The 24,571-nt window shown below is 62.8% G+C and carries 15 protein-coding genes and 1 pseudogene; 11 read left to right on the top strand and 5 right to left on the bottom strand.

Annotation, left to right across the window (positions count from 1 at the left end; all coding sequences use genetic code 11):
• Positions 1 to 99, top strand: a pseudogene (locus WCA85_RS05225) (LysR family transcriptional regulator); the annotation flags it as partial.
• An 89-nt stretch (positions 100 to 188) separates the two neighbouring features.
• Positions 189 to 1,139, top strand: a complete 951-nt coding sequence (locus WCA85_RS05220; protein WP_424062101.1) for an HTH-type transcriptional regulator ArgP — start codon at positions 189 to 191, stop codon at positions 1,137 to 1,139.
• 2 nt (positions 1,140 to 1,141) lie between these two features.
• On the opposite strand, the gene WCA85_RS05215 is transcribed toward WCA85_RS05220, so the two are convergent.
• On the bottom strand, positions 1,142 to 1,735 hold the full coding sequence (locus WCA85_RS05215) for a hypothetical protein (RefSeq protein ID WP_424062100.1): 594 nt from the start codon (positions 1,733 to 1,735) through the stop codon (positions 1,142 to 1,144).
• A 222-nt stretch (positions 1,736 to 1,957) separates the two neighbouring features.
• Here WCA85_RS05215 and WCA85_RS05210 point away from each other — a divergent pair, with 222 nt between their 5' ends.
• Both WCA85_RS05210 and WCA85_RS05205 read left to right on the top strand, forming a co-directional pair.
• Positions 1,958 to 2,320, top strand: coding sequence for an MbcA/ParS/Xre antitoxin family protein (locus WCA85_RS05210; protein ID WP_424062102.1), 363 nt, complete (start codon positions 1,958 to 1,960; stop codon positions 2,318 to 2,320).
• The gene (locus WCA85_RS05205) at positions 2,317 to 3,018 is read left to right on the top strand and encodes an RES family NAD+ phosphorylase (protein WP_424062099.1); all 702 of its coding nucleotides are present in this window, start codon (positions 2,317 to 2,319) and stop codon (positions 3,016 to 3,018) included. Before WCA85_RS05210 ends, WCA85_RS05205 begins: the two co-directional genes overlap by 4 nt.
• Before the next feature lie 113 nt (positions 3,019 to 3,131).
• On the opposite strand, the gene WCA85_RS05200 is transcribed toward WCA85_RS05205, so the two are convergent.
• The 4 genes from WCA85_RS05200 to WCA85_RS05185 all read right to left on the bottom strand — a co-directional run bounded on the left by WCA85_RS05200 (position 3,132) and on the right by WCA85_RS05185 (position 7,823).
• Complete coding sequence (locus WCA85_RS05200; protein WP_424062098.1) at positions 3,132 to 3,869, bottom strand: metallophosphoesterase; 738 nt, start codon at positions 3,867 to 3,869, stop codon at positions 3,132 to 3,134.
• Positions 3,870 to 4,033: 164 nt separating this feature from the next.
• A complete protein-coding gene (locus tag WCA85_RS05195; RefSeq protein ID WP_424062097.1) occupies positions 4,034 to 5,470 on the bottom strand; it encodes a c-type cytochrome in 1,437 nt (478 codons plus the stop codon).
• A gap of 24 nt (positions 5,471 to 5,494) precedes the next feature.
• Positions 5,495 to 7,096, bottom strand: a complete 1,602-nt coding sequence (locus tag WCA85_RS05190; RefSeq protein ID WP_424062096.1) for a GMC family oxidoreductase — start codon at positions 7,094 to 7,096, stop codon at positions 5,495 to 5,497.
• A 91-nt stretch (positions 7,097 to 7,187) separates the two neighbouring features.
• Positions 7,188 to 7,823, bottom strand: coding sequence for a sugar dehydrogenase complex small subunit (locus WCA85_RS05185; protein WP_424062095.1), 636 nt, complete (start codon positions 7,821 to 7,823; stop codon positions 7,188 to 7,190).
• A gap of 363 nt (positions 7,824 to 8,186) precedes the next feature.
• Here WCA85_RS05185 and WCA85_RS05180 point away from each other — a divergent pair, with 363 nt between their 5' ends.
• The 7 genes from WCA85_RS05180 to malQ form a co-directional block, all read left to right on the top strand.
• Positions 8,187 to 8,849, top strand: coding sequence for a DUF1345 domain-containing protein (locus WCA85_RS05180; protein WP_424062094.1), 663 nt, complete (start codon positions 8,187 to 8,189; stop codon positions 8,847 to 8,849).
• Between the two features lie 409 nt (positions 8,850 to 9,258).
• Complete coding sequence (locus WCA85_RS05175) at positions 9,259 to 12,708, top strand: maltotransferase domain-containing protein (protein ID WP_424062093.1); 3,450 nt, start codon at positions 9,259 to 9,261, stop codon at positions 12,706 to 12,708.
• Positions 12,705 to 16,166, top strand: coding sequence for a maltose alpha-D-glucosyltransferase (gene treS / locus WCA85_RS05170; protein WP_424062092.1), 3,462 nt, complete (start codon positions 12,705 to 12,707; stop codon positions 16,164 to 16,166). The genes WCA85_RS05175 and treS overlap by 4 nt, the downstream gene beginning before the upstream one ends.
• Positions 16,159 to 18,375 carry a 1,4-alpha-glucan branching protein GlgB gene (glgB, locus tag WCA85_RS05165; protein WP_424062091.1) on the top strand — a complete coding sequence of 739 codons (2,217 nt, stop codon included), beginning with the start codon at positions 16,159 to 16,161 and terminating at the stop codon, positions 18,373 to 18,375. Before treS ends, glgB begins: the two co-directional genes overlap by 8 nt.
• A gap of 157 nt (positions 18,376 to 18,532) precedes the next feature.
• Positions 18,533 to 20,719: a glycogen debranching protein GlgX gene (glgX, locus tag WCA85_RS05160; RefSeq protein WP_424062090.1), complete on the top strand. Its 2,187-nt coding sequence runs from the start codon at positions 18,533 to 18,535 to the stop codon at positions 20,717 to 20,719.
• A 77-nt stretch (positions 20,720 to 20,796) separates the two neighbouring features.
• Positions 20,797 to 22,707, top strand: coding sequence for a malto-oligosyltrehalose trehalohydrolase (treZ, locus tag WCA85_RS05155; RefSeq protein WP_424062089.1), 1,911 nt, complete (start codon positions 20,797 to 20,799; stop codon positions 22,705 to 22,707).
• On the top strand, positions 22,704 to 24,571 hold a 1,868-nt coding region (gene malQ, locus WCA85_RS05150), incomplete at its 3' end, for a 4-alpha-glucanotransferase (RefSeq protein ID WP_424062088.1). The genes treZ and malQ, both read left to right, overlap by 4 nt.

Genomic DNA, 24,571 nt, shown 5'->3' with positions numbered 1-24,571 from the left:
CTGCCCGAATCGCGCGTCACGCTGCATTCGCGGGTGCGGGACCCACGCTCCGTGGAAACGCTGCGGATGTTGGCGGGTGGCATGGGCGGCGCGCTGTAGCCTCGCCTTCGCGCGTCGCAAGGCTGTCGATCCAACTTAAGCTTGGAAACAACTCAGTTCCATTTCGGCACAACCGTTCAAGGCATCCCGTGGACCTCGACCCTCGCCAAACCACTGCGGTACGCGCCGTGATCGAAACCGGCAGTTTCGAACAGGCCGCCGCGCGCCTGAACCTTACGCCTTCGGCCGTTTCGCAACGTGTTCGCGCACTCGAAACGCGACTGGGCAGTCCGCTGATTGTCCGCACGCGCCCATGCCGCGCGACGCCAATGGGCCAGCGACTGCTGCAGTACCTACGCCGCACCGCCCTGCTTGAAGACGATTTCGCCAGCGATCTGGCCGGCGCCAACGAGGCGCTGCTGAAAGTCGCAGTGGCGGTAAACGCCGACACGCTCTCGACTTGGTTCTTTCCGGCCCTGTCGGAGATCCTGCTGCGGGAAAATGTCCTGCTCGATCTGACCGTCGATGATCAGGATCACACGCATGCGCTGCTGGCATCGGGGCTCGCGATTGGCTGCATCACCACGGAATCCGCGTCCATGCGCGGCTGCTTTGCCGAACGGCTTGGCGCGATGCGCTACCGGCTGGTGGCGTCAACGGCATTCGTCGAACGCTGGTTTCCGCAAGGCTTGACGCGTGAGGCCGCGCGACGCGCCCCGGTGATCCTCTCGTCGCGCAAGGACGCATTGCAGGCGCGCTTCCTCGAGACGCGTTTTGGCTTGCCGCCCGACTCCTATCCGTGCCACTACGTGCCCGCACCCATCCCGCGTTATATGGCGATCCAGCGCGGGCTAGCCTATGGGATGGTGCCGGAACTTGAATTCGGCGAAGCGGTGGAACGCGGCGAACTGGTCGATCTCGCGCCCAAACAGCCGACTGACGTCGAGCTGTACTGGCACGCGTGGAAAGTGCAGTCGCCGAGGCTGGAAAAGCTGTCGGCGCGGATCGTCGAGCTTGGACGCGCAGCGCTCGGCGCGGCCGGCGTGCCTACCTCCGCCCGTGCCCCCGCTGCAAAAAGCAAACGCAAACGGGTGGCCTGAGGTCAGTGGAGGATCGGCGGCAGGCTGCTGGATTCGTCAGCGGATCGGACGGTGGCGCTGGTCAGCATTGAAGGGACGTGGTCAGCCGCTTGAGGAGTCGGTTGGGTTGACGTCCGCGTGGAGACACTGGCCATCGTCTGTGCCGGATGCGCCGGGGCAGGCCTGGCCGCTAGAGTCTGCGGGTTGGCACGGGCTGCAGCCAGCGTGTGTGCGCCTTTCGACCGAGCCATCTTGATGTCCCCATGCGCCGGGGTGCTCGCAGCGGTCTTCAAATGAGTGGTGTGAGCCGACGTTGAGGTCGTCTTGCCAGCAGACTTCTGCGCCACCTTGACGCCCGGTTTTGCCGACACCTTCGCTTGCATGTGTACGGCACCCGGTTTTGACTTTCCCTGCGCCTGAGCGGGGCCCTTCTTCGCCGCCGCCGTTTGCTGCTTACCCTTGGCGTGCGACGCCGCTTTCACTGACTTTCTCGACGCCGGCGTCACCACCCTGGCATGCTTCGGCGCGTGCTGCGCTTCGGGCGGGTTCCACACTTCGGCGTATTGCGCCGCTTGCACCGTCGCCGCACAGCATCCCGCCACCAACGCAACTGCCACTCCTACTGCTCGGACCCACATCGCCTGCTTCTCCTGATCTCTTCAATGTTCAATCTCTTCGTCGGGTCGCGATTATACCTAATCTGCTCTTGCAATAATCCACATATAGACTAATATCGAGATACAGTACAAATCAGGACACCCAACATGCCTCACGCCGCTCGTGCCACCCAGGACAGCCCGCCACTGCGCGGCGCCGTCGCGGAACCTTCGCTGACCGAAATGTCGGCGGCGGGCCTGCGGGCGTTCTTCAAGATTGCGCAGGCCTGGGATCTGAGCGCCGACGAGCAGATCGTCCTGCTTGGCTCGCCCGGCCGCTCGACCTTCTTCAAGTGGAAACAGGAGCCGCAGACGGCCAGGCTGGGACGCGATACGCTCGAACGGCTGTCGCTGCTGCTCGGCATTTACAAGGCGCTGCAGATTCTCCTGCCGCAACCGGCCGCCGCTGACGGCTGGATCAAACGACCCAACAGTGCGCCGCCGTTCGGCGGCCGCCGTGCGCTGGACCGGTTGCTCGCAGGCAATATGAGCGACCTCGTGGCCGTGCGCCAGTATCTCGACGCAATGCGAGGCGGCTGGGCGTGACTGAACTGCAATGGCAGGACCGCTGGCGCACTACGCCGCTCGACTGGTCGCCCGCGTTTCGCGTGATTCCGACGCGCTTTCCGGCCGTCAATCTGTTCGACCGGGTGGCCGCGCCCGAGGACTTCGAGGCGCTTTACGCGCTCGAAGCCATGACCAACGACCGTTTGCGCACGGAAATCGGTGAACTAGACCTGGTGCCGCGCGAAGAGCGCCGGTTCGGCCCCGGCTATGGGCCGATCATGGCGGCGTTCACGCACCTGAATCCGCTTGGCAGCCGGTTCTCCGACGGCAGCTACGGCGTGTTCTACTGCGCCCGCTCACGTGCCACGGCGATCGCGGAAACGCGCTTTCACACGGGTACGTTCCTCGCCGCCACGGCCGAGGCGCCCATGCGCCAGCAGATGCGCCTGTACACGGTGATCGCTGCGGGGCAAGTGGTTGACGTACGCGACGACGCTTCGCTCGATACCGCGGTGCTCTCGCCCGTCGACTATCTGGCCGGGCAAGCGCTGGGACGGGCCGTGCGCGCGGCGGGCGCGCCGGGCGTCGTCTATCCGTCAGTGCGCGATACAGGCGGCGAATGTCTCGCAGCGTTCAAAACCACGCTGCTGCGCGACTGCCACCACGCGGCATATCTGGAATACAACTGGAACGGCAGCGCCGTGGATATGGTGTTTGAACTCAATCAGGTCGGCTAGGCCGCAGATCAGCAGACAAGGGGCGCTCAAGGGCGAGTGTCGAAGTGCACAGCCTGTCTCGCCCCGAGCGACGAATCCGAGGCAGCAGCGCCAACCTCAGCGCAAGGGCAACATCAAGGCAGCGCCAGCGCAGCCGCGCCTTCTGCGCGGGCCGCCTCGACCGTGACGGACCAGCGTTGCGGCTTGCGAGCTTCGACCATCGTCAGCTTGCCGCCCGGGCCGAACGCGCCGGTGTCGATAAACACCTGTGCTCCGATCTGCTGAATGCTGCGCATCGGCGTATGGCCGCAGTACGTCAGCGAAAGCGTGCGCTGCAGGCTTGGATCGCCGTTGCCCATCGCGAGGTCACGGCCCCATAGCAGTTGCTGGCGTTCATCGGCGGAGAACTCGCCCACATCCAGATCCGCGTCCGTGCCGAAGAATTCCGCGTGCAGGATATTAAAGCGCTCGCTGCCGCTGCCGATCACCCGCGCCAACGGCAACTGGCTCAACTGCCGTGCGTAATGCCGCAGCTTTTCGTCCGACAACTGCGCTGCCCACGAACCGCCAATGCCGTACCACCATTGACGCCGCAAGCGCCCTTCGGCCACGGCGCATAGCGTGTCCTCGTGATTGCCAAGCACGGCGTAGAACCAGGGCTTACCGAGCAGAGCCAGCGCTTCTTCCGATTGCGTGCCGCGGTCGATCAGATCGCCTACCGAAAACAGCCGGTCGCGCGCCGGATCGAATCCGACTTCGCGCAACAGATAGCGCAACGCGTCCACGCAGCCGTGCAGATCGCCCACGACGAAATCGCGGCCGTTGCGATTGACCGGGTGATGCTTGACGTCAGTAACGAGTGCAGTAGCCATTCGGTCATAATAGAACGCCGCCGCAAAGTGCGTATGCGCGGTTTCTATCTTTTCTCGGCTGCTTGCCATGCAACAAGCAGCGTCGATTTCGGCCAATCGTCAGACTATCCGCGCAAACCGGCAAACCATGCCGGACCGCGCCGCCTCACTCATGTCTCAAACGGTCATTGTTGCTGTGCCCGTAGCTTGCCCACCTGCTGGGCCGTCAGACTGGCTTGTGGATTGCCGAACTGCTTCGTCACATAGTTCGCGACCGCAGCCACCTGCTCATCCGTCAGCTCACCACCGAATGCGGGCATCAGCACGTCGGCCTGTTTGGTGGTGCGGTTCACGCCATGCAGAATCACCATCGCCAGGTTGTTCGAATCATTCGCGCCAACCGTGGTGTTGTGAATCAGCGACGGGTAAGCCCCCGGCGCACTGGCCCCCACACCTTGACCGGTCCAGTTGTGACACGACGCGCAATTGGCCACGAACAGTTGCGCACCATTCACGCCGGTAATCTCGTGGCCGCGTAGTGCCGTCACGTCGTGAGCGGGATTGCCCCACTGATCGCGCGGATGCGTTTCGCCGCCGCTGACAGGCGGCACCGAGTGCAGATAAATGACGATCGAGTTCAGATCCTCGGAGGTCAAATACTGTGTACTGTCCGCCACGACTTCACCCATCGGCCCCGCCGCGTTCGCACGCGCAGGCACGGCGCCGGTCGAAAGATAGCTCACGAGTTCGGCATCGCTCCAGTTCCCCACGCCGCTGTTCTTGTCCGGCGTGATGTTGAACGCATGCCAGCCGCCCTGCGCGGCACCGGAGAAGCGGTCGGTGGTCTTGAGCCCCTGCATGAAGTTGCGGGGCGTATGGCATTCCTCGCAATGCGCCAGACCCTGAACCAGATAGGCGCCACGATTCCACTCCGGACTCTGCTTCGGATCGGGCACGAACCGGCCCTCCGTAAAGTTGAACAGGTTCCAGAACAGCATCAGCCAGCGCTGGTTGAACGGAAACTTCATGTCGTTGCGCGGCGGCGTGTAATGGATCGGCGTCAACGTGTTCAGATACGCGCGAATCGCCTGCACGTCCTGGCTTGTGACCTTCGTGTACTCCGCGTAGGGGAAAGCGGGATACAGCCGCTCGCCGCTCTTGCCGACGCCCTCATGCATCGCACGCAGAAAGTCCGCGTCACTCCATTGGCCGATACCGGTGTCCGGGTCGGGCGTGATGTTAGGCGTATAGATCGTGCCGAACGGCGTGACGATGGGCAGGCCGCCGGCAAACGGGCGGCTCGTGTTCGCCGTATGACAGGCCACGCAATCGCCAGCGCGCGCGAGGTATGCGCCGCGTTTCACCAGATCCGGATCAGCCGCGCCCGACGCTGTACCAGCAGCGCCCACCGGTTGTGCAGGAGGCACCGCGTCGTCGGCATACGCCTGCATGAGCGGGGCTTCGTCGTTGTGATTCAACGCGGGTTCATCGACTGCGCGCCATGCCACGTACAACGCAAACAGCGAGAAGGCAGCCGCCAGCGCGCCAACCTGCAGCAGGCGGCGGCGCATGGCCCTGGCGAGCGAAGCGGCCGGCGGCACGCGAGACGTTTTGTTCGTCATTGTGGCTCTCCGTCAAGGCTCGGTTCAGATCTCATGCTTCAGCTTGTCAGCGAGCTTCAGTGACAAGGCCGCAATGGTCAGCGTGCAGTTCACCGAGGCTGCGGTCGGCATCACGCCGCTGCTTGCAATGAACAGATTCGAATGATCGTGCGTGCGGCAATCGGAATCGACGACCGAGTCCTTGGGATCGCTGCCCATGATAGTGGTGCCCATCAGGTGATTGTTCGGCGCGAAGGTGTCGTCGAATGAGATTTCGGTGCCGCCGAACAGCGCGGCGATCTGCGCATATAGCTCATGCGTGTTCGCCGCGCTCTTTTTCACGTAGTCGTTGATCGAGTAGTAGATCTCCGGCTGCGGAATACCCAGCGAATCCTTGTGATCCGCCGACGGCACGATGCGGTTCTGCGGTTCGGCGAGATGCTCGTGGAAGCTGTTGATATTCAACGTCCGCGCGGCGCGATCGCGGATCTGCCGGTCCAGCTCCGCGCCGGTCAACCCCTGCTTGATAAGCGCGGCGGTCACTGACATCGTGGGCACACCGTTGGAAAGGTGCAGCTTCTTCGCCGAGTAATCGGAGCGGAACGCGCCGTCGCGGAAGTTGACCACCGAGGTCATTTCCATCGGGCCGCGGCCCGGCCACAGCGGCTCGTTGGCGAGAAAGGTGACGCCCGTGCCCGGATGATCCATCAGGTTACGGCCCACCTGATCCGAACTGTTGCCGATGCCGTGCGGAAAGGCATCGGAGGTCGACATCAGCATCAGCTTGGCCGTTTCAATCGCATTCGCAGCCAGCACAAAGAGCTTGCCGCTTACGCGTGTGCTGTTGCCGTTCGCGTCCTTGTAGTGGACAGCGGTGATCAGCCCTTTGTTATCCGCTTCCACGCGGTACACCACGGCTTCCGCGATCAACCTCGCGCCGGCCTGTTCCGCTTTCTCCGCATGCACCACGCCGTTGTACATCGCGCCAATCGGACAGATCGGCATGCAGTTGTTATTGCCACAGCAGGTGGGACGTGCATCGTAAGGCTGGCTGTTGCGCGCAACGGGCTCGGGCACGACCTTGAAGCCCTTCGCATTGAGCACGTCGCTAAAGCGTTGATCCATGTAAGACAGCGGCAACTGGCCCATCGGATAGGGTTTCGAGCGCGGCGAGCCAAGATCGACAGGTGCGGCCGGACCCGACACCCCGAGTTGCTCTTCTGCAGCGTAGTACCAGGGTTCAAGCGTCTCATAGGGATAAGGCCAGTCACGGCCCACACCATATAACTTCTTTAACTGGAAATCCGACGGCAGGAGACGCCATGCGGCAGCGGCCCAGTGCCATGTGGTGCCGCCCACGAGCCGGAGGTATTGGGAGTTATAGGGGTACTCGCCCTTCTGGATCAGGTAGTTGTTAGCGGGGGCATACTCAGGATGCGGCGCGTAAGGCGTGGAAGGATACGGTGTCGCGAAGTCGGACTTGGCCGGCGAATTGCGAAAGTTTTCGACGATCTGCCAGCGCGGAATGCGCGGCCCCGCTTCGAGCAGGATCACCGACGCCCCCGCCAGCGCCAACTGATGCGCAACCAGACTGCCTGCCACACCGGAGCCGACCACCACCACATCGGCGGAATTGGTATTTGCCATTGTTGTCCTCTTTTACTGGCTTATCGCTGCTTGCTGACTGGTGCCTGCCGCCACGCATAATGCGTCGCACGGCACGCGAGAGGTGAATCGCTCAGGCGCCCGCGGGCTTCTGTGTCCAGTAGAACGGCACGTCGCGGCAATAGGACGGAATCGTCAGCACGTCTTTGACTGGATCGAACATCAGCGCGCTCTCGTAGGCCACCACCTGAACATGGGGCATCTCGCCAACGAGGCCGAGGTACCACGCCTGCATGATCGCGGTGACCGCTTTCGCGAGCGGCGGCTGCTCTGCGGCGAGCGCTTGTGTGACAGTGTCAGACGGCACACCGCCATGACCCGCCAACCACGTATTGAGCGCGGCGACGTTCTGCGTGAACTGATTGTCGGACTGGACGAGGGCCGCGTAGACCCGCTGGCCAAGCACCGCGTTGAAACTCGTGCGAGCGGTCAGATGTTGCGACAGCGCGAGGAAGGCATCGAGGCCGCCGCCTGCGGGCGCGTCGGCAAAGGCCGGCGTGATGCCTAATGGGTTAAAGCGTGGATTGAAGCGCGCGACGCTCGTGAACGCGAGGGCCGCTGCGGCCGCGCATGCACCTAGCAGCCACTTCCGGCGATTCATGACGCCGCCGAAACTTGCACGGCTACTCGGGTCAAACGCACCCGGCAACTGGAGATGCGTCACCCTGCGGCGCGCATCGTTCTCATCGTTCTCTTGAACATCTGCCATGGGGGCTCCACAGATGATGAGTAAGTTTCAACCGTCAACCTCGCTTGCCGCAGCGCGCTGCCGCCGCAAACTGTTTCGATCGTCTGCCCCAAACCTGGTCCACGCCGCTTAAGCGGTCTCATGACACCGTCACGCTTCGCCCAAGCCCGGCGAACAGCATGCGGTATAACGGTCTAAGCCTGTCCTGCCTCTGCACCACTGCAAGGCAAGTCAGATTAAAGCCCCGCGCAAGACCGCTGCGAGAGACTATAGCTGCCGCGAGACCATTCGACAAATGACGCCCGACGCTCGCGGTAGAATCGTCGACGCTCATGTGTGCCTAACAGCGTCGTGGCTGTGGACGACGCGTCACCTTTCATTTCCATGCCAACGAATCTCTACCCGCAATTGCTTCGCAACCGTCCGCGTATGGTGATTGCACTTGCCATCGGCATCATTACTGGCTTTGTGGTGCCCTGGCATATGCGGCCCATGGTGCGCGTGCTTGCGGCGTGGGACGTCGCGATCTGGGTCTATCTCGTCCTGATCTGGATTCACATGGCGCAAGCCGATGAGCATAGCGTCCGTGAGTTCGCGATACGCGACGATGAAAACGCAGGCGTCGTGCTATTCGTAATCTGCCTTGCAACGGTCGCAAGCATTGCGGCCATCGTGCTCGAACTCGCATCGGCCAAGAATCTGGGCGCGGCATCGACCCTCGGGCACTATGCTGTGACAGGCCTGACGCTCTTCGGTGCGTGGTTTCTGATTCCGACCATCTTCACGCTGCACTATGCGCGGCTTTACTACGGCTCCGATCCCAAACAAACGGCCCTCCTGTTCCCGGATCATGGGCTGCAGCCGAACTACTGGGACTTTCTGTACTTCTCGTTCACGATCGCGGTCGCTTCGCAAACCTCGGATGTCGTACTGCGCTCGCGTTCGATCCGCCGCGCCACGCTCGCGCAATCCATCCTGTCGTTCTATTTCAACGTCGCCGTGCTGGGGTTGTGCGTGAACATTGCAGCCGGACTGCTGGGTTCATGACATTGCGTCCCTGAACCTTGGACGCGTGACACGCTCAGCGCCCTTCGCGTGACGTGTAAATCCCGCTCCCTGCGGATCCGATTTACACGTCCAAAGCCCTCATAGCGCCGCGCTGCGCCACTGCCCTTCCCTACCCACCCCGCCCACGCTACCTTCTCCCGGCCTGCCGTTCTCTGGCACAACGCTTGCTGCAAGCCTGGTATTTATCTGGTCCAGAACCGCGTGTCTGGCGCAACCGCGTGCGTAGTGTTCGATACAGCCCTGCGGGCAATCGATCTTTGCACTACATTGACCAGTACGCGCGTCGATTTTCAAGCGACGGGCAGCATCCGGCTCTGGAAGCCCAATGAGTGGTGTGATCGCATAGCCATGCATCCACATCGCGGCAGGACGAATCTGGAAACGACCGATGGAACCTTCACAAAGGTATGCCCCGCGGATCTATTTTCTTCACTCTCCTCTGGTCGGACCGCTCGATGCGTGGCCTGCACGGTTTGCGCACGCGGCCAAGCTTGGCTTCGACCATGTCCTGATCGGCGCGCTGTTTCAGCCTGGCAAGGCGGGGAATGCGCAGGTGGTGAGCGACCACCAGCGCCTGCACCCGGTGTTCCAGGCGCAACAATCCGCACCCGAAGCCATACGCGGCCTCACTGAGGGCGCCGAGCGTCATGAAGTGCGGGTACTCGTCGATCTCGTGATCGACCGGGTTGCCGCCGACGGCGCACTCTTCGCCCACCATCCGGACTGGTTTCATCCGTTCGAATCGGAAGAAGCGCGACTGGACCCACGTCACGCGCATCGCGAGGACAACGTTGCCTACGTGAATTTCAACGACGCAGGCAGCACTGACGCGCTGCTCGACTGGTGGACACACGAACTCCTTGCGCTCGCTGAAGCGGGCGTAGCAGGCTTTCGCTTCGATTCGCCGCATCGTGTTCCCCCCCAATTCTGGCACCACCTTGGGGCGGCCGTGCGCGCGCAGTATCCGGAAGTGCACTTTCTCGCCGCCACGCCGGGCCTGGCGCGCGGCGATCTGGTCCAGCTCGAAGGCGCTGGCTTTGACAGCGTGTTCTCATCCGTGCGCTGGTGGGATTTCCGCGCCAGCTGGATGACCGATGAACATGCGGCACTGACGCGGATCGGAGCGCCCATCGCGTTTCCGGAAGCCCCCTATGGCACGCGCCTGGCCGCCGATCTCGACGGCGTGCACGACGACGCCAGCATCATCGAGCGGGCTTACCGGCGCGCGCTGTTCACGGCGGCAGCCACCGGCACGGGCTGGATGATGCCGATGGGCTTCGAATACGGCATTGCCCAACCGATGTCTTACACGCGCGGCGATCCCGCGCAATTCGTGGAGTTATGCAATCACGCGCGCTTCGATCTGTCCGAACGCATTGCCCATGTAAACGGCGTGCTGCGCGAAGCCGAACCGCTGCAGTCTGTTGGGGAACTGCGCGCGTTGAGTGGCCCTGGCGCGCCCGCTGCCGTGCTGCTGCGCGGCGATCAACTTGATCTGCGCGACAGCAGTCAGGCGACGCTGATCGTTATCAACCCCGAACTCGGAACACCCGTGCGGATCGATCCCGCGCGTTTCCTGGCCCACGTGCCGGGCAATTTCACGCGCTTCGTGCCGCTCGACGCCACCGCGCGTTCGAAACCGGGCACGCTCGCCCCTTTCAGCCTGGAAGCGGGAGCGTGCCGCCTGTTCGGCGCCGTCGCGGATAAGCCGATCCGCCTCGCCCCTCCCATCGACAAAGCCGGCAGCAAGCGCAGCGGCCGCAAGACCGTGGTGGAGGCGATCACCGCGCCGCGCGTGGCGATTGAAAGCGTGACGCCATCGATCGACAACGGCCGCTTTATCGTCAAGAAAACCGTAGGCGAGCGAGTGGAAGTCACCGCTGCCATCTTCGCCGAAGGGCACGACAAGATTGCCGCGGCTGTTGTATGGCGTGCCGCGGACGAAACGGCCTGGCACGAGGCGCCGATGGTCCCCGCGCCGCCGGCCGGCCTCGACTTGTGGCACACGCGCATTCCGCTCGAACGGGTTGGGCGACATGAGTTCACCGTGATTGCCTGGCGCGACGACTTTGCCTCGCTGGTTGAGCACGTGCAGAAGAAGCTGAAGGCAGGGCAAACCGTCGAACTCGAAATCGACGAAGCGAGCCATCTCTTTGCACTGGTGCTCGCCGAAGTGGAAACGGTGGAAGGCGCGGTGACCGAACCGCTCGAACATATCGTCAAGGTGTTCGCCAAGTCTGACCACGACACGCGTCTCGCGTTGCTGCTTGCTCCGACCACGGCCAAGGCAATGGCCGCAGCGCGTCACCGTCCGTTCCTCGCGCGTGATCCGGTCATCTATCGGATCGACGCCGAACGCACGGCCGCATGCTTCGCAAGCTGGTACGAAATCTTCCCGCGTTCGATGAGCGACGACGAGTCACGCCACGGCACCTTCGCCGACGTCACGAAGAAACTGCCGCGTGTCCGCGACATGGGTTTCGACGTGCTGTATTTCCCGCCGATCCATCCAATCGGTCTCGCCAATCGCAAGGGTCGCAACAACACGCTCAACGCTCAACCGGGCGACGTGGGCAGCCCATATGCGATCGGTGGGAAGGAAGGCGGCCATACGGCCGTGCATCCTGAACTCGGCACGCTCGACGACTTCAAGCAGATGCTCGCCGCTGCGCACGCGCATGGCCTCGAAATAGCCCTCGACTTCGCGATCCAATGCTCGCCGGACCACCCGTGGTTGAAAGCGCATCCCACGTGGTTCGCATGGCGGCCCGACGGTACGCTGCGCTACGCAGAGAATCCGCCAAAGAAGTATCAGGACATCGTCAATCCCGACTTCTATGCGCAGGACGCCAAGCCCGACCTTTGGCTCGCGTTACGCGACGTCATCCTGTTCTGGATCGAAGCGGGCGTGCATATTTTCCGCGTCGACAATCCCCATACGAAACCGCTGCCGTTCTGGGAATGGATGATTGGCGACGTGCGCTCGCGCCACCCCGACACGATTTTCTTCGCCGAAGCGTTCACGCGGCCACGGATGATGTATCGGCTCGGCAAGATCGGCTTCTCGCAGTCATACACGTACTTCACGTGGCGCGAGTCGAAACGCGAGTTCACCGATTACCTGACCGAACTTACGCAAACCAACATTCGCGAGTACTACCGACCGAATTTCTTCGTCAATACGCCCGACATCAATCCACGGCATTTGCAGTCGTGCGGACGCTCAGGCTTTCTGATTCGCGCGGCGCTGGCCTCCACGCTTTCCGGTTTGTGGGGCGTGTATAGCGGTTTCGAGTTGTGCGAGGCGGCCGCGCTGCCAAACAGCGAGGAATATCTCGACTCCGAGAAATACCAGTTGCGTGCGTGGGACTGGAACCGGCCCGGCAACATCGTCGGCGAAATCAGCGCGCTGAACCGGATTCGGCGCGCGAACCCGGCATTGCAAACGCATCTGGGCTTGACGTTCCTGACGGCGCACAATGACCACATCCTGTTCTTCGAGAAAGCCACCGAAGCGCGCGACAACGTGATCATCGTCGCCATCAATCTCGATCCGTTCAACGAGCAGGGTGCGGACGTCGAGCTTTCCTGGGCGACCTTCAATCACTGGAAGCTGCACGATCACGCGGCGCTTGAAGTGGTCGACCAGATAAGCGGGGCGCGCTTCGAGTGGTACGGTCGCTGGCAACACGTGCAACTGAATCCTGGTGCAATGCCGTTCGCGATCTGGCGCATCGCGCCTGCCGGCGGCCTGCCTGCCGAGCCGCCCAGCCCTGACGACGACAACGGCAGCCATGTCGATGCTGGCGGCCAAACCCATACCGAAGGTGCGCAATGAAACGTGACGACCCATCCGAGAGCACGTCGCCGGCCCTTACGGCCGATGGCACCGCAAGCATCGCCGCCCCTGCCAAACCACGTCCGTCGCGGCGTGGCAAAGTGTCGACGCTGAGCGACGATCCGCTTTGGTACAAAGACGCGATCATTTACCAGGTGCACATCAAGTCGTTTTTCGACGGGAACAATGACGGCGTTGGCGACTTCCCTGGGTTGATTGCCAAACTTGACTACATCGCCGAACTGGGCGTGAACGCGATCTGGCTGCTGCCGTTCTATCCATCGCCGCGTCGCGATGACGGCTACGACATTGCCGACTATCGCAACGTGCATCCGGACTACGGTCAGCTTTCCGACGTGAAGCACTTCATTCAGGAAGCGCATGCACGCGGGATTCGTGTGATTACCGAACTCGTTATCAACCATACGTCGGACCAGCATCCGTGGTTTCAGCGCGCACGGCGCGCGAAGCTCGGCTCGAATCATCGCAATTTCTACGTGTGGTCCAACACGGACCAGAAATACACCGAGACACGCATCATCTTTATCGACAGCGAGCCGTCGAACTGGACCCACGATCCGGTTGCGGGCGCGTATTACTGGCACCGCTTTTATTCGCATCAACCGGATTTGAACTTCGACAATCCGGCCGTGCTGAAGGAAGTGCTGCAGGTCATGCGCTTCTGGCTCGATATGGGCATTGATGGGCTGCGTCTGGATGCGGTGCCGTATCTGGTCGAGCGCGAAGGCACCAACAACGAGAATCTGCCGGAAACGCACGCGATTCTGAAAAAGATCCGCGCCACGATCGATGCCGAATACCCGAACCGGATGCTGCTCGCCGAAGCAAATCAGTGGCCGGAAGACGTGAAGGAATATTTCGGCGACGAGGACGAATGCCATATGGCATTCCACTTCCCGCTGATGCCGCGCATCTACATGTCGATCGCCAGCGAAGACCGCTTCCCGATCACCGACATCATGCGGCAGACGCCGGATCTGGCAGAAACGAACCAGTGGGCCATTTTCCTGCGTAATCACGATGAACTGACGCTCGAAATGGTCACGGATTCGGAACGCGACTACTTGTGGAACACCTACGCAAGCGATCGCCGTGCGCGGCTGAATCTCGGCATCCGGCGCCGCCTTGCCCCGTTGATGGAGCGCGACCGCCGCCGTATTGAACTGATCAACTCGCTGCTGCTGTCGATGCCTGGCACTCCCGTGATCTACTACGGCGATGAACTGGGTATGGGCGACAACATCCACCTCGGCGATCGCGACGGCGTGCGTACGCCAATGCAGTGGTCATCTGACCGCAACGGCGGCTTCTCGCGCGCCGATCCTGAGCAACTGGTGCTGCCGCCGGTGATGGGCTCACTCTATGGCTTTGATGCGGTCAACGTCGAAGCGCAGAGCCGCGATCCACACTCGCTGCTGAACTGGACGCGCCGTATGCTGGCCACGCGCCGCGCCAAGCAGACTTTCGGACGCGGCACGATCCGCTTCCTGAAGCCGGCCAACCGCAAGATCCTCGCGTATCTGCGCGAGTTGCCTGGAGAGCCGACCATTCTGTGCGTCGCGAATCTGTCGCGCGCGCCGCAGGCGGTCGAACTCGATCTGTCTGAATTCAACGGCTCCGTGCCGATCGAAATGACCGCGGACTCGGTGTTCCCGGCGATTGGCCAACTCACCTATCTGCTGACGTTTCCGCCCTACGGCTTTTTGTGGTTCCTGATATGCCCGGGAACTCAGCGACCTACCTGGGCGCAGGCGCACTCAGAGCCGCTGCCCGAGTTCGTCACGATTGTGATCCGCGAAGGACAGGTTGGCCCGACACCGGAAAACGTCCGGTTGCTCGAATCGGAAGTGCTGCCGTCGTGGTTGAGCCGGCGCCGCTGGTTTGCGTCGAAAGATCAGCAGTTGAACGGCGTGCGCCTTGCCTCTCTCACGACCATCCCGAACGGCGGTTTCGCCTTCACGGAAATCGAAGCGGACGTAGGCGACCATACTGAGCGTTACGTGTTGCCGATTGCGATTACGTGGGGCGGCGAGACCACTTACCCGCTGTTCATGCAACTCGCGCTGGCGCGCGTGCGGCGTGGCCGCAATGTCGGCCATCTGACTGACGCCTTCGCACTGCCGATCTTCGCGCACAACGTATTGCGCAAGCTGCGTGAGCGTGCCGTCGTGCCGACGGTGCAAAAGAGCGAGATCCGCTTTATCCCGACTGACCGCCTTCGCGAACTCGATCTGGGTGAGCGTCCTGAGATTCGCTGGCTGGCCGCTGAGCAAAGCAACAGTTCGCTGATCATTGCCGACGCGGTGGTGCTCAAACTCGTGCGACGCCTTGTAGCCGGTATTCATCCGGAAGCGGAAATCAGCCGCTATCTGACGAAGATCGGCTATGCCAACACCGCGCCGCTTTATGGCGAAGTGGTGCGGGTCGATCCGGCCGGTGTGCCGCATACGCTGTGCATTTTGCAAGGCTTTATCGATAATCAGGGCGACGCCTGGAACTGGGCGCTCGATTACCTGCGCCGCACGATCGACGATCTCGCGCTGGCCGTCGAAGCCGACGACGGCATGCCTGACCGCGAGAAAGAAGCAGAAGCGATCGACGGCTATCGCGCGATGGCCGGCATCATCGGCAAACGCCTCGGCGAACTGCACGTCGTGCTCGCCTCCCCGACGGACGATCCTGCATTTGCGCCGGAGCCCGCTACAGCAGAGCAGGTGCAGGCGTGGATCGACGGCACGCAGTCCATGCTCAGTTCCGCGCTCGATCTGCTCGAGCCGCGTCTCGATCAACTGAGCGAGGACACGCGCGGACTCGCACGCAGCCTGCTGGATCGCCGTGCGGCACTCGCCGAAACCGTCTCGAAGCTAGTGCTGGCGGATGCCGGCGCCTTGCGCACGCGCATTCACGGCGACTTCCATCTGGGTCAGGTTCTGGTTGCGCAAGGCGATGCGTTCCTGATCGATTTCGAAGGCGAACCGGCGCGAACGCTCGACGAACGCCGCCAGAAATCGAGCCCGATGCGCGACGTCGCGGGTCTGCTGCGCTCGTTCTCCTATGCAAGCGCAGCGGCGCAGTCCACCACCGAAAGCGCACCGCAACAAACTGCCGATCGCAAGCGCGCCCTGTTCGAACGCTTCCGTGCCTATGCGGCCGAGAGCTTCCTTGAGCAATATCGCGCCGCCGTCGCAAACGCACCGCAACCGCTGGTCGCACCCGGGTCCGAGCAAGCCTTGCTCGATCTTTTCCTGATCGAAAAGGCCGCTTACGAAATCCGCTACGAGGCAGCCAACCGTCCAACCTGGCTCAGCCTGCCGGTACGCGGCCTCGCCGCGCTCGCGAGCCGTCTGCTTGGCGACACCGGAACGCCCCACGACCCATCGGCGCACGGCTCTGCCGACACCACACCCCCTAACCCGGCCGAGGGCGACTATGAGTGAATACGATCCGAACGCCGGACTCCATCCGCTTGATCTCGACGCGCTGGTCGAAGCCCGCCATCCCGATCCGTTTTCGCAACTGGGCTTGCATCAGACAGACGCGGGCTCGGTGGTGCGCGCGCTGCTGCCCAACGCTGCGCACGTCACGGTGATTGCGCGCGCCGATGGCGCGACGCTCGGCGAGTTGCAACAGGTTCATCCCGGTGGGCTGTTTATCGGTCGTGTAAGCGCCAATGTGCCCTACCGTTTGCGCATTGACTGGCATGGCGCGATACAGGAAATCGAGGACACCTATTCGTTCGGTGCGGTGTTAGGCGACGAGCCTTTGCACCGGCTCGCCCACGGCGACCCGTATGCCGTGCTGGAATGCCTCGGCTCGCGCCCTGTCGAAGTGGACGGTATCCCCGGCGTGCGTTTCGCCGTCTGGGCACCGAACGCGCGACGTGTCTCCGTGGTGGGCGACTTCAACGCGTGGGATGGCCGTCGGCATCCGATGCGGCTGCGTCACCAGGCCGGCGTATGGGAGCTGTTCGTGCCGCGAATCGGTGCCGGCACGCGCTACAAATACGAGTTGTTGTCGCGCGATGGCCATCCGCTGCCGCTCAAGGCCGACCCGTGTGCGATGCAAACCGAAAAGCCACCGGCTACGGCATCGGTCGTCGCGCACGTTGATGAGATCGAGCAGTTTCCCTGGACGGACGACGCGTGGATTCAGTCGCGCGGCGCTAACCAGACACCGCGCTCGCCTATTTCGATCTACGAAGTGCATGCCGAATCCTGGCTGCGCATCGCAGAGGACGGCCAGCGTGGACTCAACTGGTCAGAACTCGCGGAACGGCTGATTCCGTACGTGCAAGGCATGGGCTTCACGCACGTCGAATTCATGCCGATTGCCGAGCACCCGTTCGGCGGTTCGTGGGGTTATCAGCCGCTTGGGCAATTCGCGCCTTCGGCGCGCTTTGGCACGCCCGAGCAATTCGCGCAGTTCGTCAATCGGGCGCACGAAGCGGGACTCGGCGTGATTCTCGACTGGGTGCCAGCGCACTTCCCGAATGACGCGCACGGTCTGATCGACTTCGACGGCACGCCGCTTTACGAGCACGCCGATCCGCGCGAAGGCTATCACCAGGACTGGAACACGATGATCTACAACCTCGGCCGCAACGAGGTAAGCGCGTTCCTGGTCGCCTCGGGGCTCGCGTGGCTCAAGCGTTATCACGTGGATGGCTTGCGGGTGGATGCGGTGGCCTCGATGCTGTACCGCGACTATTCGCGCTCGGCTGGGGAATGGGTGCCTAACATCTATGGCGGCCGCGAGAATCTCGAATCGATTGCGTTTCTTAAGCGGCTCAATCACGAGGTCGGCTACGTGCCTGGAGTACCCGGCGCCATCACTATCGCGGAGGAATCCACGGCATGGCCCGGCGTGACCGCGCGTGTCGAAGACGGTGGCTTGGGCTTCGAGTTCAAGTGGAACATGGGCTGGATGCACGACACGCTGAACTACATGCACGAAGATCCGGTGTACCGCCGCTACCATCACCACAACATGACGTTCGGGATGGTCTACGCGTATTCGGAGTCCTTCGTCTTGCCCCTCTCCCATGACGAAGTAGTCCACGGCAAGGGGTCACTCCTCGGCAAGATGCCTGGCGACCGCTGGCAGCGCTTTGCCAATCTGCGTGCGTATTTCGGCTTTATGTGGACGCACCCCGGCAAGAAGCTGCTGTTCATGGGCGGTGAGTTCGGTCAGATGGCCGAGTTCAATCACGACGCCTCGCCGCACTGGCATCTACTCGACGATCCGCTCCACCACGGTACGCAGATTCTGGTGCGCGATCTGAACCGCCTATATACCGACGAGCCCGCGCTCTACACGCTCGACTGCGAGCCTGGCGGCTTCGAATGGATGATCGGTGACGACGCCGACAACAGCGTGTTTGCGTATCGACGCATTGACGGCGCGGGCCGAGAGCTGGTGATCGTTTGCAATTTCACGCCGGTCCCGCGTCAGGCATATCGACTTGGCATGCCGGTCGCCGGTCGCTGGAGCGAAGTCCTCAACACGGATGCCAGCGTGTACGGCGGCTCGAACGTCGGCAACGCCGGTCTGATCTATACCGAGGAGGTCGCGAGTCACGGCAAGCCGCAATCCGCCCTGCTTATCGTGCCACCGCTCGCGACCATCGTGCTGCGCGCGGATACGTGAAGCGACACGGAGGCGGGTGGGCGACCGATACGGTGCGCGCCCACCCGCCCGGCTCATGCAGACCAATACGAACAGACGCACGGAAGGAACCGACCCGGCGAGCGGCCTGAACCAACGCCCCGCGAAGACACGACTAATCAGAACGAGGACGGGAACCATGTCGCATGCATTGCCCGACCGGCTGTCGCCGGGCTCGCCTTATCCGCTCGGCGCGAGCTGGGATGGACTCGGTGTCAATTTCGCGGTGTTTTCCGCGAATGCCCAGCAGATCGAGTTGTGCCTGTTCGACCCCACCGGCCGCAAGGAAACCCGGCGCTACACGCTGCCCGAATGCACCGACGAGATCTGGCACGGCTACCTCCCCAATGCCCACCCGGGCACGGCATACGGTTTTCGCGCCCATGGACCGTATCAGCCGCAGAACGGTCACCGCTTCAATCCGCACAAGCTGCTGCTCGACCCGTATGCGCGCAAACTGGTTGGGCAGTTCCGCTGGTCCGACGCGCTGTTCAGTTATCGCGTGCATTCGAACCGGCTGGATCTCTCCATTGACCGGCGCGACTCCGCGCCCGCCATGCCGAAGTGCGTGGTGATCGACGAGGCCTTCGACTGGTCGCACGACACGCGGCCTAACGTGCCGTGGGGCGATACCGTCATCTACGAAACGCATGTGCGCGGTGCGTCGATGCGGCGGCCCGATCTGCGCGCGCATGAACGCGGCACGTTTGCCGCGCTGTCCTCGCCGGAATTCATCGAGCATCTGCAAAAGCTCGGCGTGACAGCGGTCGAACTGCTGCCCGTGCATGCGTTCCTGAATGACCGTTTTCTGGTGGAGCGCGGTCTACGCAATTACTGGGGTTACAACACGGCCGCGTTTTTCGCGCCAGAGCCCTCTTATCTGAGCTTGCGTCGGCTCGATGAGATGCGTATTGCCGTGCGTCAGTTGCATGCGGCCGGCATCGAAGTGATTCTGGATGTGGTCTACAACCACACCTGCGAGGGCGGCGAAATGGGGCCGACCGTGTCATGGCGCGGCCTCGACAACGCGAGCTATTACCGGCTGATACCCGGCGACGAACGCCACCATATCAATGACACCGGTTGCGGGAATACGCTGAATTTGCCGCATCCACGGGTGCTGCAAATGGTGATGGATTCGCTGCGCTACTGGTCGACCGCGTTCAATATCGACGGCTTCCGTTTTGATCTCGGCGTCACGCTAGGCCGCGAGCACAACGGCTTCGATCCGGGCTCGGGCTTTTTCGACGCATTGCGCCAGGACCCGATCCTGTCGCAACGTAAGCTGATTTCCGAGCCGTGGGATATCGGCCCAGGCGGCTATCAGCTGGGCAATCATCCACCGGGTTTCGCCGAATGGAACGACCGCTTCCGCGACACGGTACGCCGCTTCTGGCGCGGTGACGCCGGCTTGCGCCCCGATCTCGCGGCGCGTCTGACGGGCTCTGCCGATCTGTTCAATCGCCGCTTCAGAAAGCCGTGGGCGTCGGTCAATTTTGTCGCGTCGCATGACGGTTTTACGCTCGTCGATATGGTGTCGTACGAGCAAAAGCACAACATGGAAAACGGCGAAAACAACAACGACGGCCACAACGAAAACTGCAGTTCGAACTGGGGTGTAGAGGGTCCCACTGACGATCCGGCGATCCTCGCGACGCGCGCTCGCGTGGCGCGCTCGCTGATCGCGACACTCTTCATCGCGCTCGGCACACCCATGATGCTCGCCGGCGACGAAACCGGGCGCACCCAGAACGGCAACAACAACGCGTACTGCCAGGACAACGAACTATCATGGATCGATTGGGAACATGCGGGCTCAGACGAAGGTCGCAAGATGACCGCGTTCGTGGCGCGCGTGATTGCGCTGCGCAAACACCATCCGCTGCTGCGCGAAACGCGCTTTCTGTTCGGCGACCGTGAAGTGTTGCCGGGGCTATATGACGTGGGATGGTTCGACGAGCGCGGCGATCCCCTCACCATCGAGGCCTGGCAGGACCCGGAAGGCCGCGCGCTAACGCTTCGGCGCGCCGGTCCAGGACTGAACGGAGAAACGGAAGTATTGTTGATGATGCTCAATGCGTCAGGCGACCCCTTACGTTTCACTCCCCCTGCCCCTCACCTGGAATGGCATGTGCTGCTCGACACTGCGAACCCTGATGTGGCGCCGCATCCATTGGCGGCGGCGGAAGTGGAAGTTGCGGGTCACGGGCTGGTCATGCTGGCTGCGCAGCCGGTTGGCGAAACCGATTGGCAAGCTGGCTGGAAAGCAGGTCCGGAGCACGGCCAGCGTCTTTTGACTGCGCTGCCACCCGACCCACGCACGTAACCGCCCACCGATGAGCAGTCGCACACCTGGTGCAGATCAAGCCCGACGCGGCGGAGCAAACTGAATGGTGACGAATCATGTCCGAAAGTCCGATTGATCCTCATGCACGCCATCACGTGCATTGCCTGCCGTTCGGCGCGCAACTGCTAGGCGCGGCGAGTGCCGCGCCGCGCACGCGCTTTCGCTTCTGGGCGCCGTCGTGCAAAACGGTGCAAGTGGAAATCGAAGGACCGGCCACGCCCGCTTCGATCGAGATGACGCCTACCGGCAATGGCTGGTTCGAAGCCGAAGCCGATTGCGGCGCGGGCACGCTGTACCGCTACCGGCTCGACGACGGCATGCTGGTGCCCGATCCCGCCGCGCGCTTTCAGCCGCAAGACGTGCATGGCCCTAGCGAAGTCATCGACGCACGTGCCTACACCTGGCAGCACGCGCATTGGCACGGGCGGCCTTGGGAAGAGACGGTCTTGTACGAACTGCATGTGGGCACGCTCGGCGGCTATGCGGGCGTCATGCAACGTTTGCCTGCGCTGGCCGAACTGGGCGTGACCGCCATCGAACTGATGCCGCTGAACGACTTTCCCGGTAAGCACAACTGGGGCTATGACGGCGTGCTGCCCTACGCGCCGGATTCCGCTTACGGCCGCCCCGACGAACTGAAAGCGCTGATTGACGCAGCACACGGCCTTGGCCTGAATGTGTTTCTCGACGTGGTGTACAACCACTTCGGCCCGGACGGCAACTATCTGCATCAGTACGCGAAGCCGTTCTTCCGCGAAGGCACGCATACGCCGTGGGGTCCGGCGATTGATTTCGACCGCAGCGAGGTACGCGATTTCTTCTGCGACAACGCGTTGTACTGGATCAACGAGTATCGCTTCGACGGTTTGCGGTTCGACGCGGTGCACGCGATCGACAATCACGAATGGCTGCGCGAACTCTCCGATCACATTCGCGCCAAGGTGCGACACGGTCGGCATGTGCATCTGGTACTCGAAAACGAGCACAACACGGCCAATCTGCTCGAAACGCATTTCGATGCGCAGTGGAACGACGACGCGCATAACACGCTGCACGTATTGCTGACCGGCGAAACCGAAGGCTACTACCACGCGTTTGCCGATCAACCGATCCGCAAGCTCGCGCGGGTGCTCGCCGAAGGCTTCGCTTATCAGGGTGAGCCTTCCCCGATCCACGATGGCAAGCCGCGCGGCGAGCCGAGCGGACATGTACCGCCCATCTCGTTCGTGATGTTCTTGCAGAACCACGATCAGATCGGCAACCGCGCCTTCGGCGAGCGGTTGCGCAAGCTGTGCAGCGCCGATGCATTGCGTGCCGCCACCGGTTTGTTGCTGCTTTCGCCGCAGATTCCGCTGCTATTCATGGATGAAGAATTCGGCTCCGATCAGCCGTTCCTGTTCTTCACGGACTACACCGGCGATCTCGCCCACGCCGTGCGCGAAGGACGCCGCCGCGAATTCGCACGCTTTGCTTCCTTTAGCGACGAAAAGCGCCGCGCCCAGATTCCCGATCCGAATGCAGCGCAGACGTTTGCCGCGTCATCGCCGCCCGCTGATTCCGCCGCGCAACCCGACGCACACGAAAGGCTCGACTGGATGCATTTCTACAAATCCGCGCTGACGGTACGCGCCAAACTGATTACACCGCGCCTCGCCCATTCGAAAGCGCTGGGCGCGACGGTGCTGTCGAAGCAAAACGGCGACGACGCCAACGCGCTGGTCGCCCGCTGGCGGCTCGACGATGGCGAGACGCTGTCGATTGCGCTGAATCTGGATACCGAGGCCGTCGCGCTTGCGGACACGCCCGCAGGGATGGTCGTATTCGAAACGCCGCCGCGCGTGCGCGATCATCTGCGCGAGCAGAGCTTGCCACCCAACGCCTTGATCGCCTGGCTCACCGGTGATGTCAACGAGTACGCAAGCACGCACGATGCGCGCAAGGTCGTCGAACGGGAGTGGCACGCATGAGCGCCACCCGACGTTCCGGTGAAACCATCGACAGCCTGGCAGCGCGCGCGGGCTTCGAGGTCGAATGGCAAGATGCGCATCACGCGATGCAGCATGTGCCCGAAAGCACCCTTGCGGTTCTGCTCGACCGCATGGGGCTGCCGTGCGGCAACGCGACCCAGATTCGCCAGAGCGCCGCCGCGCTCGACGCCGAATTGTCGGGCCGCAAGCTGGCGCCGCTAATGACTGCAGAGTGCGGCCGTGGCATCAACCTGCCCGCCGCCGCGCTCAGGGCCAATAGTCACTACCGGATCGAGCTCGAAGGCGGCGCCGTGATCGATGGCCGCTTTACGGCGCCGAAGGGCGAGGCGGCGCTGCTCTCTCCGATTGACGAGCCGGGTTATCACACGCTTGTGATCAACGACCACCGCATCACGCTGGCGGTCGCGCCAGCGCGTAGCTACACGGTCGCAGATGCATGGCGAAGCCTGAGGGGCGACGCGCCCACGCCGCCGCTCTGGGGGATCGCTGCGCAGCTCTATGGTCTGCGGCGAAGGGGCGATGGAGGTGTCGGCGATTATTCGGCGCTCGCGCAACTCGCGACGCTAAGCGCGAACCGCGGCGCGCACGCACTCGCCGTCAGCCCGACGCATGCCATGTTCAGCGCCGAGCCGGAGCGCTTCAGCCCCTACTCGCCGTCCTCGCGCTTGTGGCTCAATGTCACGCATATCGATCCGGCGGCGGTATTCGGCAAGGAAGCCGCGCGCGCTGCAATCGACGCCGCGCAGGCAGGCGAAACATGGTCGCAACTCGAAGGGCTGACGCTGATCGACTGGCCGCAGGCGGTGCGGCTCAAGCTCAAGGTCTTGCGCACGCTGTTCGAGCAGTTCTGCGTGAACGAACGCTCACAGGATGCGCTGCGTGCGCAGGAATTCAATGCATTCTGCGTGCAGGGCGGCCGTTCACTTGAGGACCATGCGCGCTTCGAGGCGCTGCAAGCGGTTCAATTGGCACAGCCGGACGGCGACGGTCACTGGCGCAACTGGCCCGAAGCATTGCGCGATCCGCGCAGCGCCGAAGTCGAAGCGTTCGCGCACGCGCATCGTCACGAAGTCGAATTTCATCTGTTCCTGCAATGGCTCGCGGCCAAGGGGCTTTCGCATGCGCAGAACGCGGCTCGCGACGCTGGCATGGCCGTTGGCCTGATCGCCGATCTCGCGGTGGGTTGCGACAGCGCCGGCAGTCATGCGTGGTCGTATCGCGATGACATGCTTCAGGGTGTGTCGGTTGGCGCGCCCCCCGATATCTTCAACCAGGCCGGCCAGGCTTGGGGGCTCACCACGTTCTCACCGCGCGCCATGCGTACCCAGGGCTTCTCGGCTTTCATCGACATGCTGCGTGCGGCGTTTGCGCACGCTGGTGGGATTCGCATTGACCACATCCTCGGTCTGCGTCGTCTGTGGCTCGTGCCCGAAGGAGAAAGCGCTCGCAATGGCGCTTATCTACGCTACCCGCTCGAAGACATGCTGCGGTTGATCGCGCTCGAATCGTGGCGGCACCGTGCGATTGTGATTGGCGAAGATCTCGGCACCGTGCCAGCGGGCTTTCGTGAAAGGCTCGACGAACACGGCCTCGCTGGTATCCGCGTGCTGTGGTTCGAACGCGGCGAATGGGGCCACGGCTTCAAGATGCCGCGAGACTGGGACCGCAATGCGGTGGCGACCACCACTACGCACGATCTGCCGACGGTCACCGGTTGGTGGCGCGGGGCGGATATCGTGTGGCGCAACCAGATCGGACAAACCATGCCGCGTGCCGATGGCCGCGACCCGGTTGAAGTGGCGCTCGCCGAGCGAGCCAGCGATCGCGCCTCGCTATGGGATGC

Origin of the sequence: Paraburkholderia sp. (genome assembly GCF_049581445.1) — a bacterium.
GTDB lineage: Bacteria > Pseudomonadota > Gammaproteobacteria > Burkholderiales > Burkholderiaceae > Paraburkholderia.
Note: the sequence above shows the minus strand (reverse complement) of the source record. Positions and strands in the feature narration are given on the sequence as shown.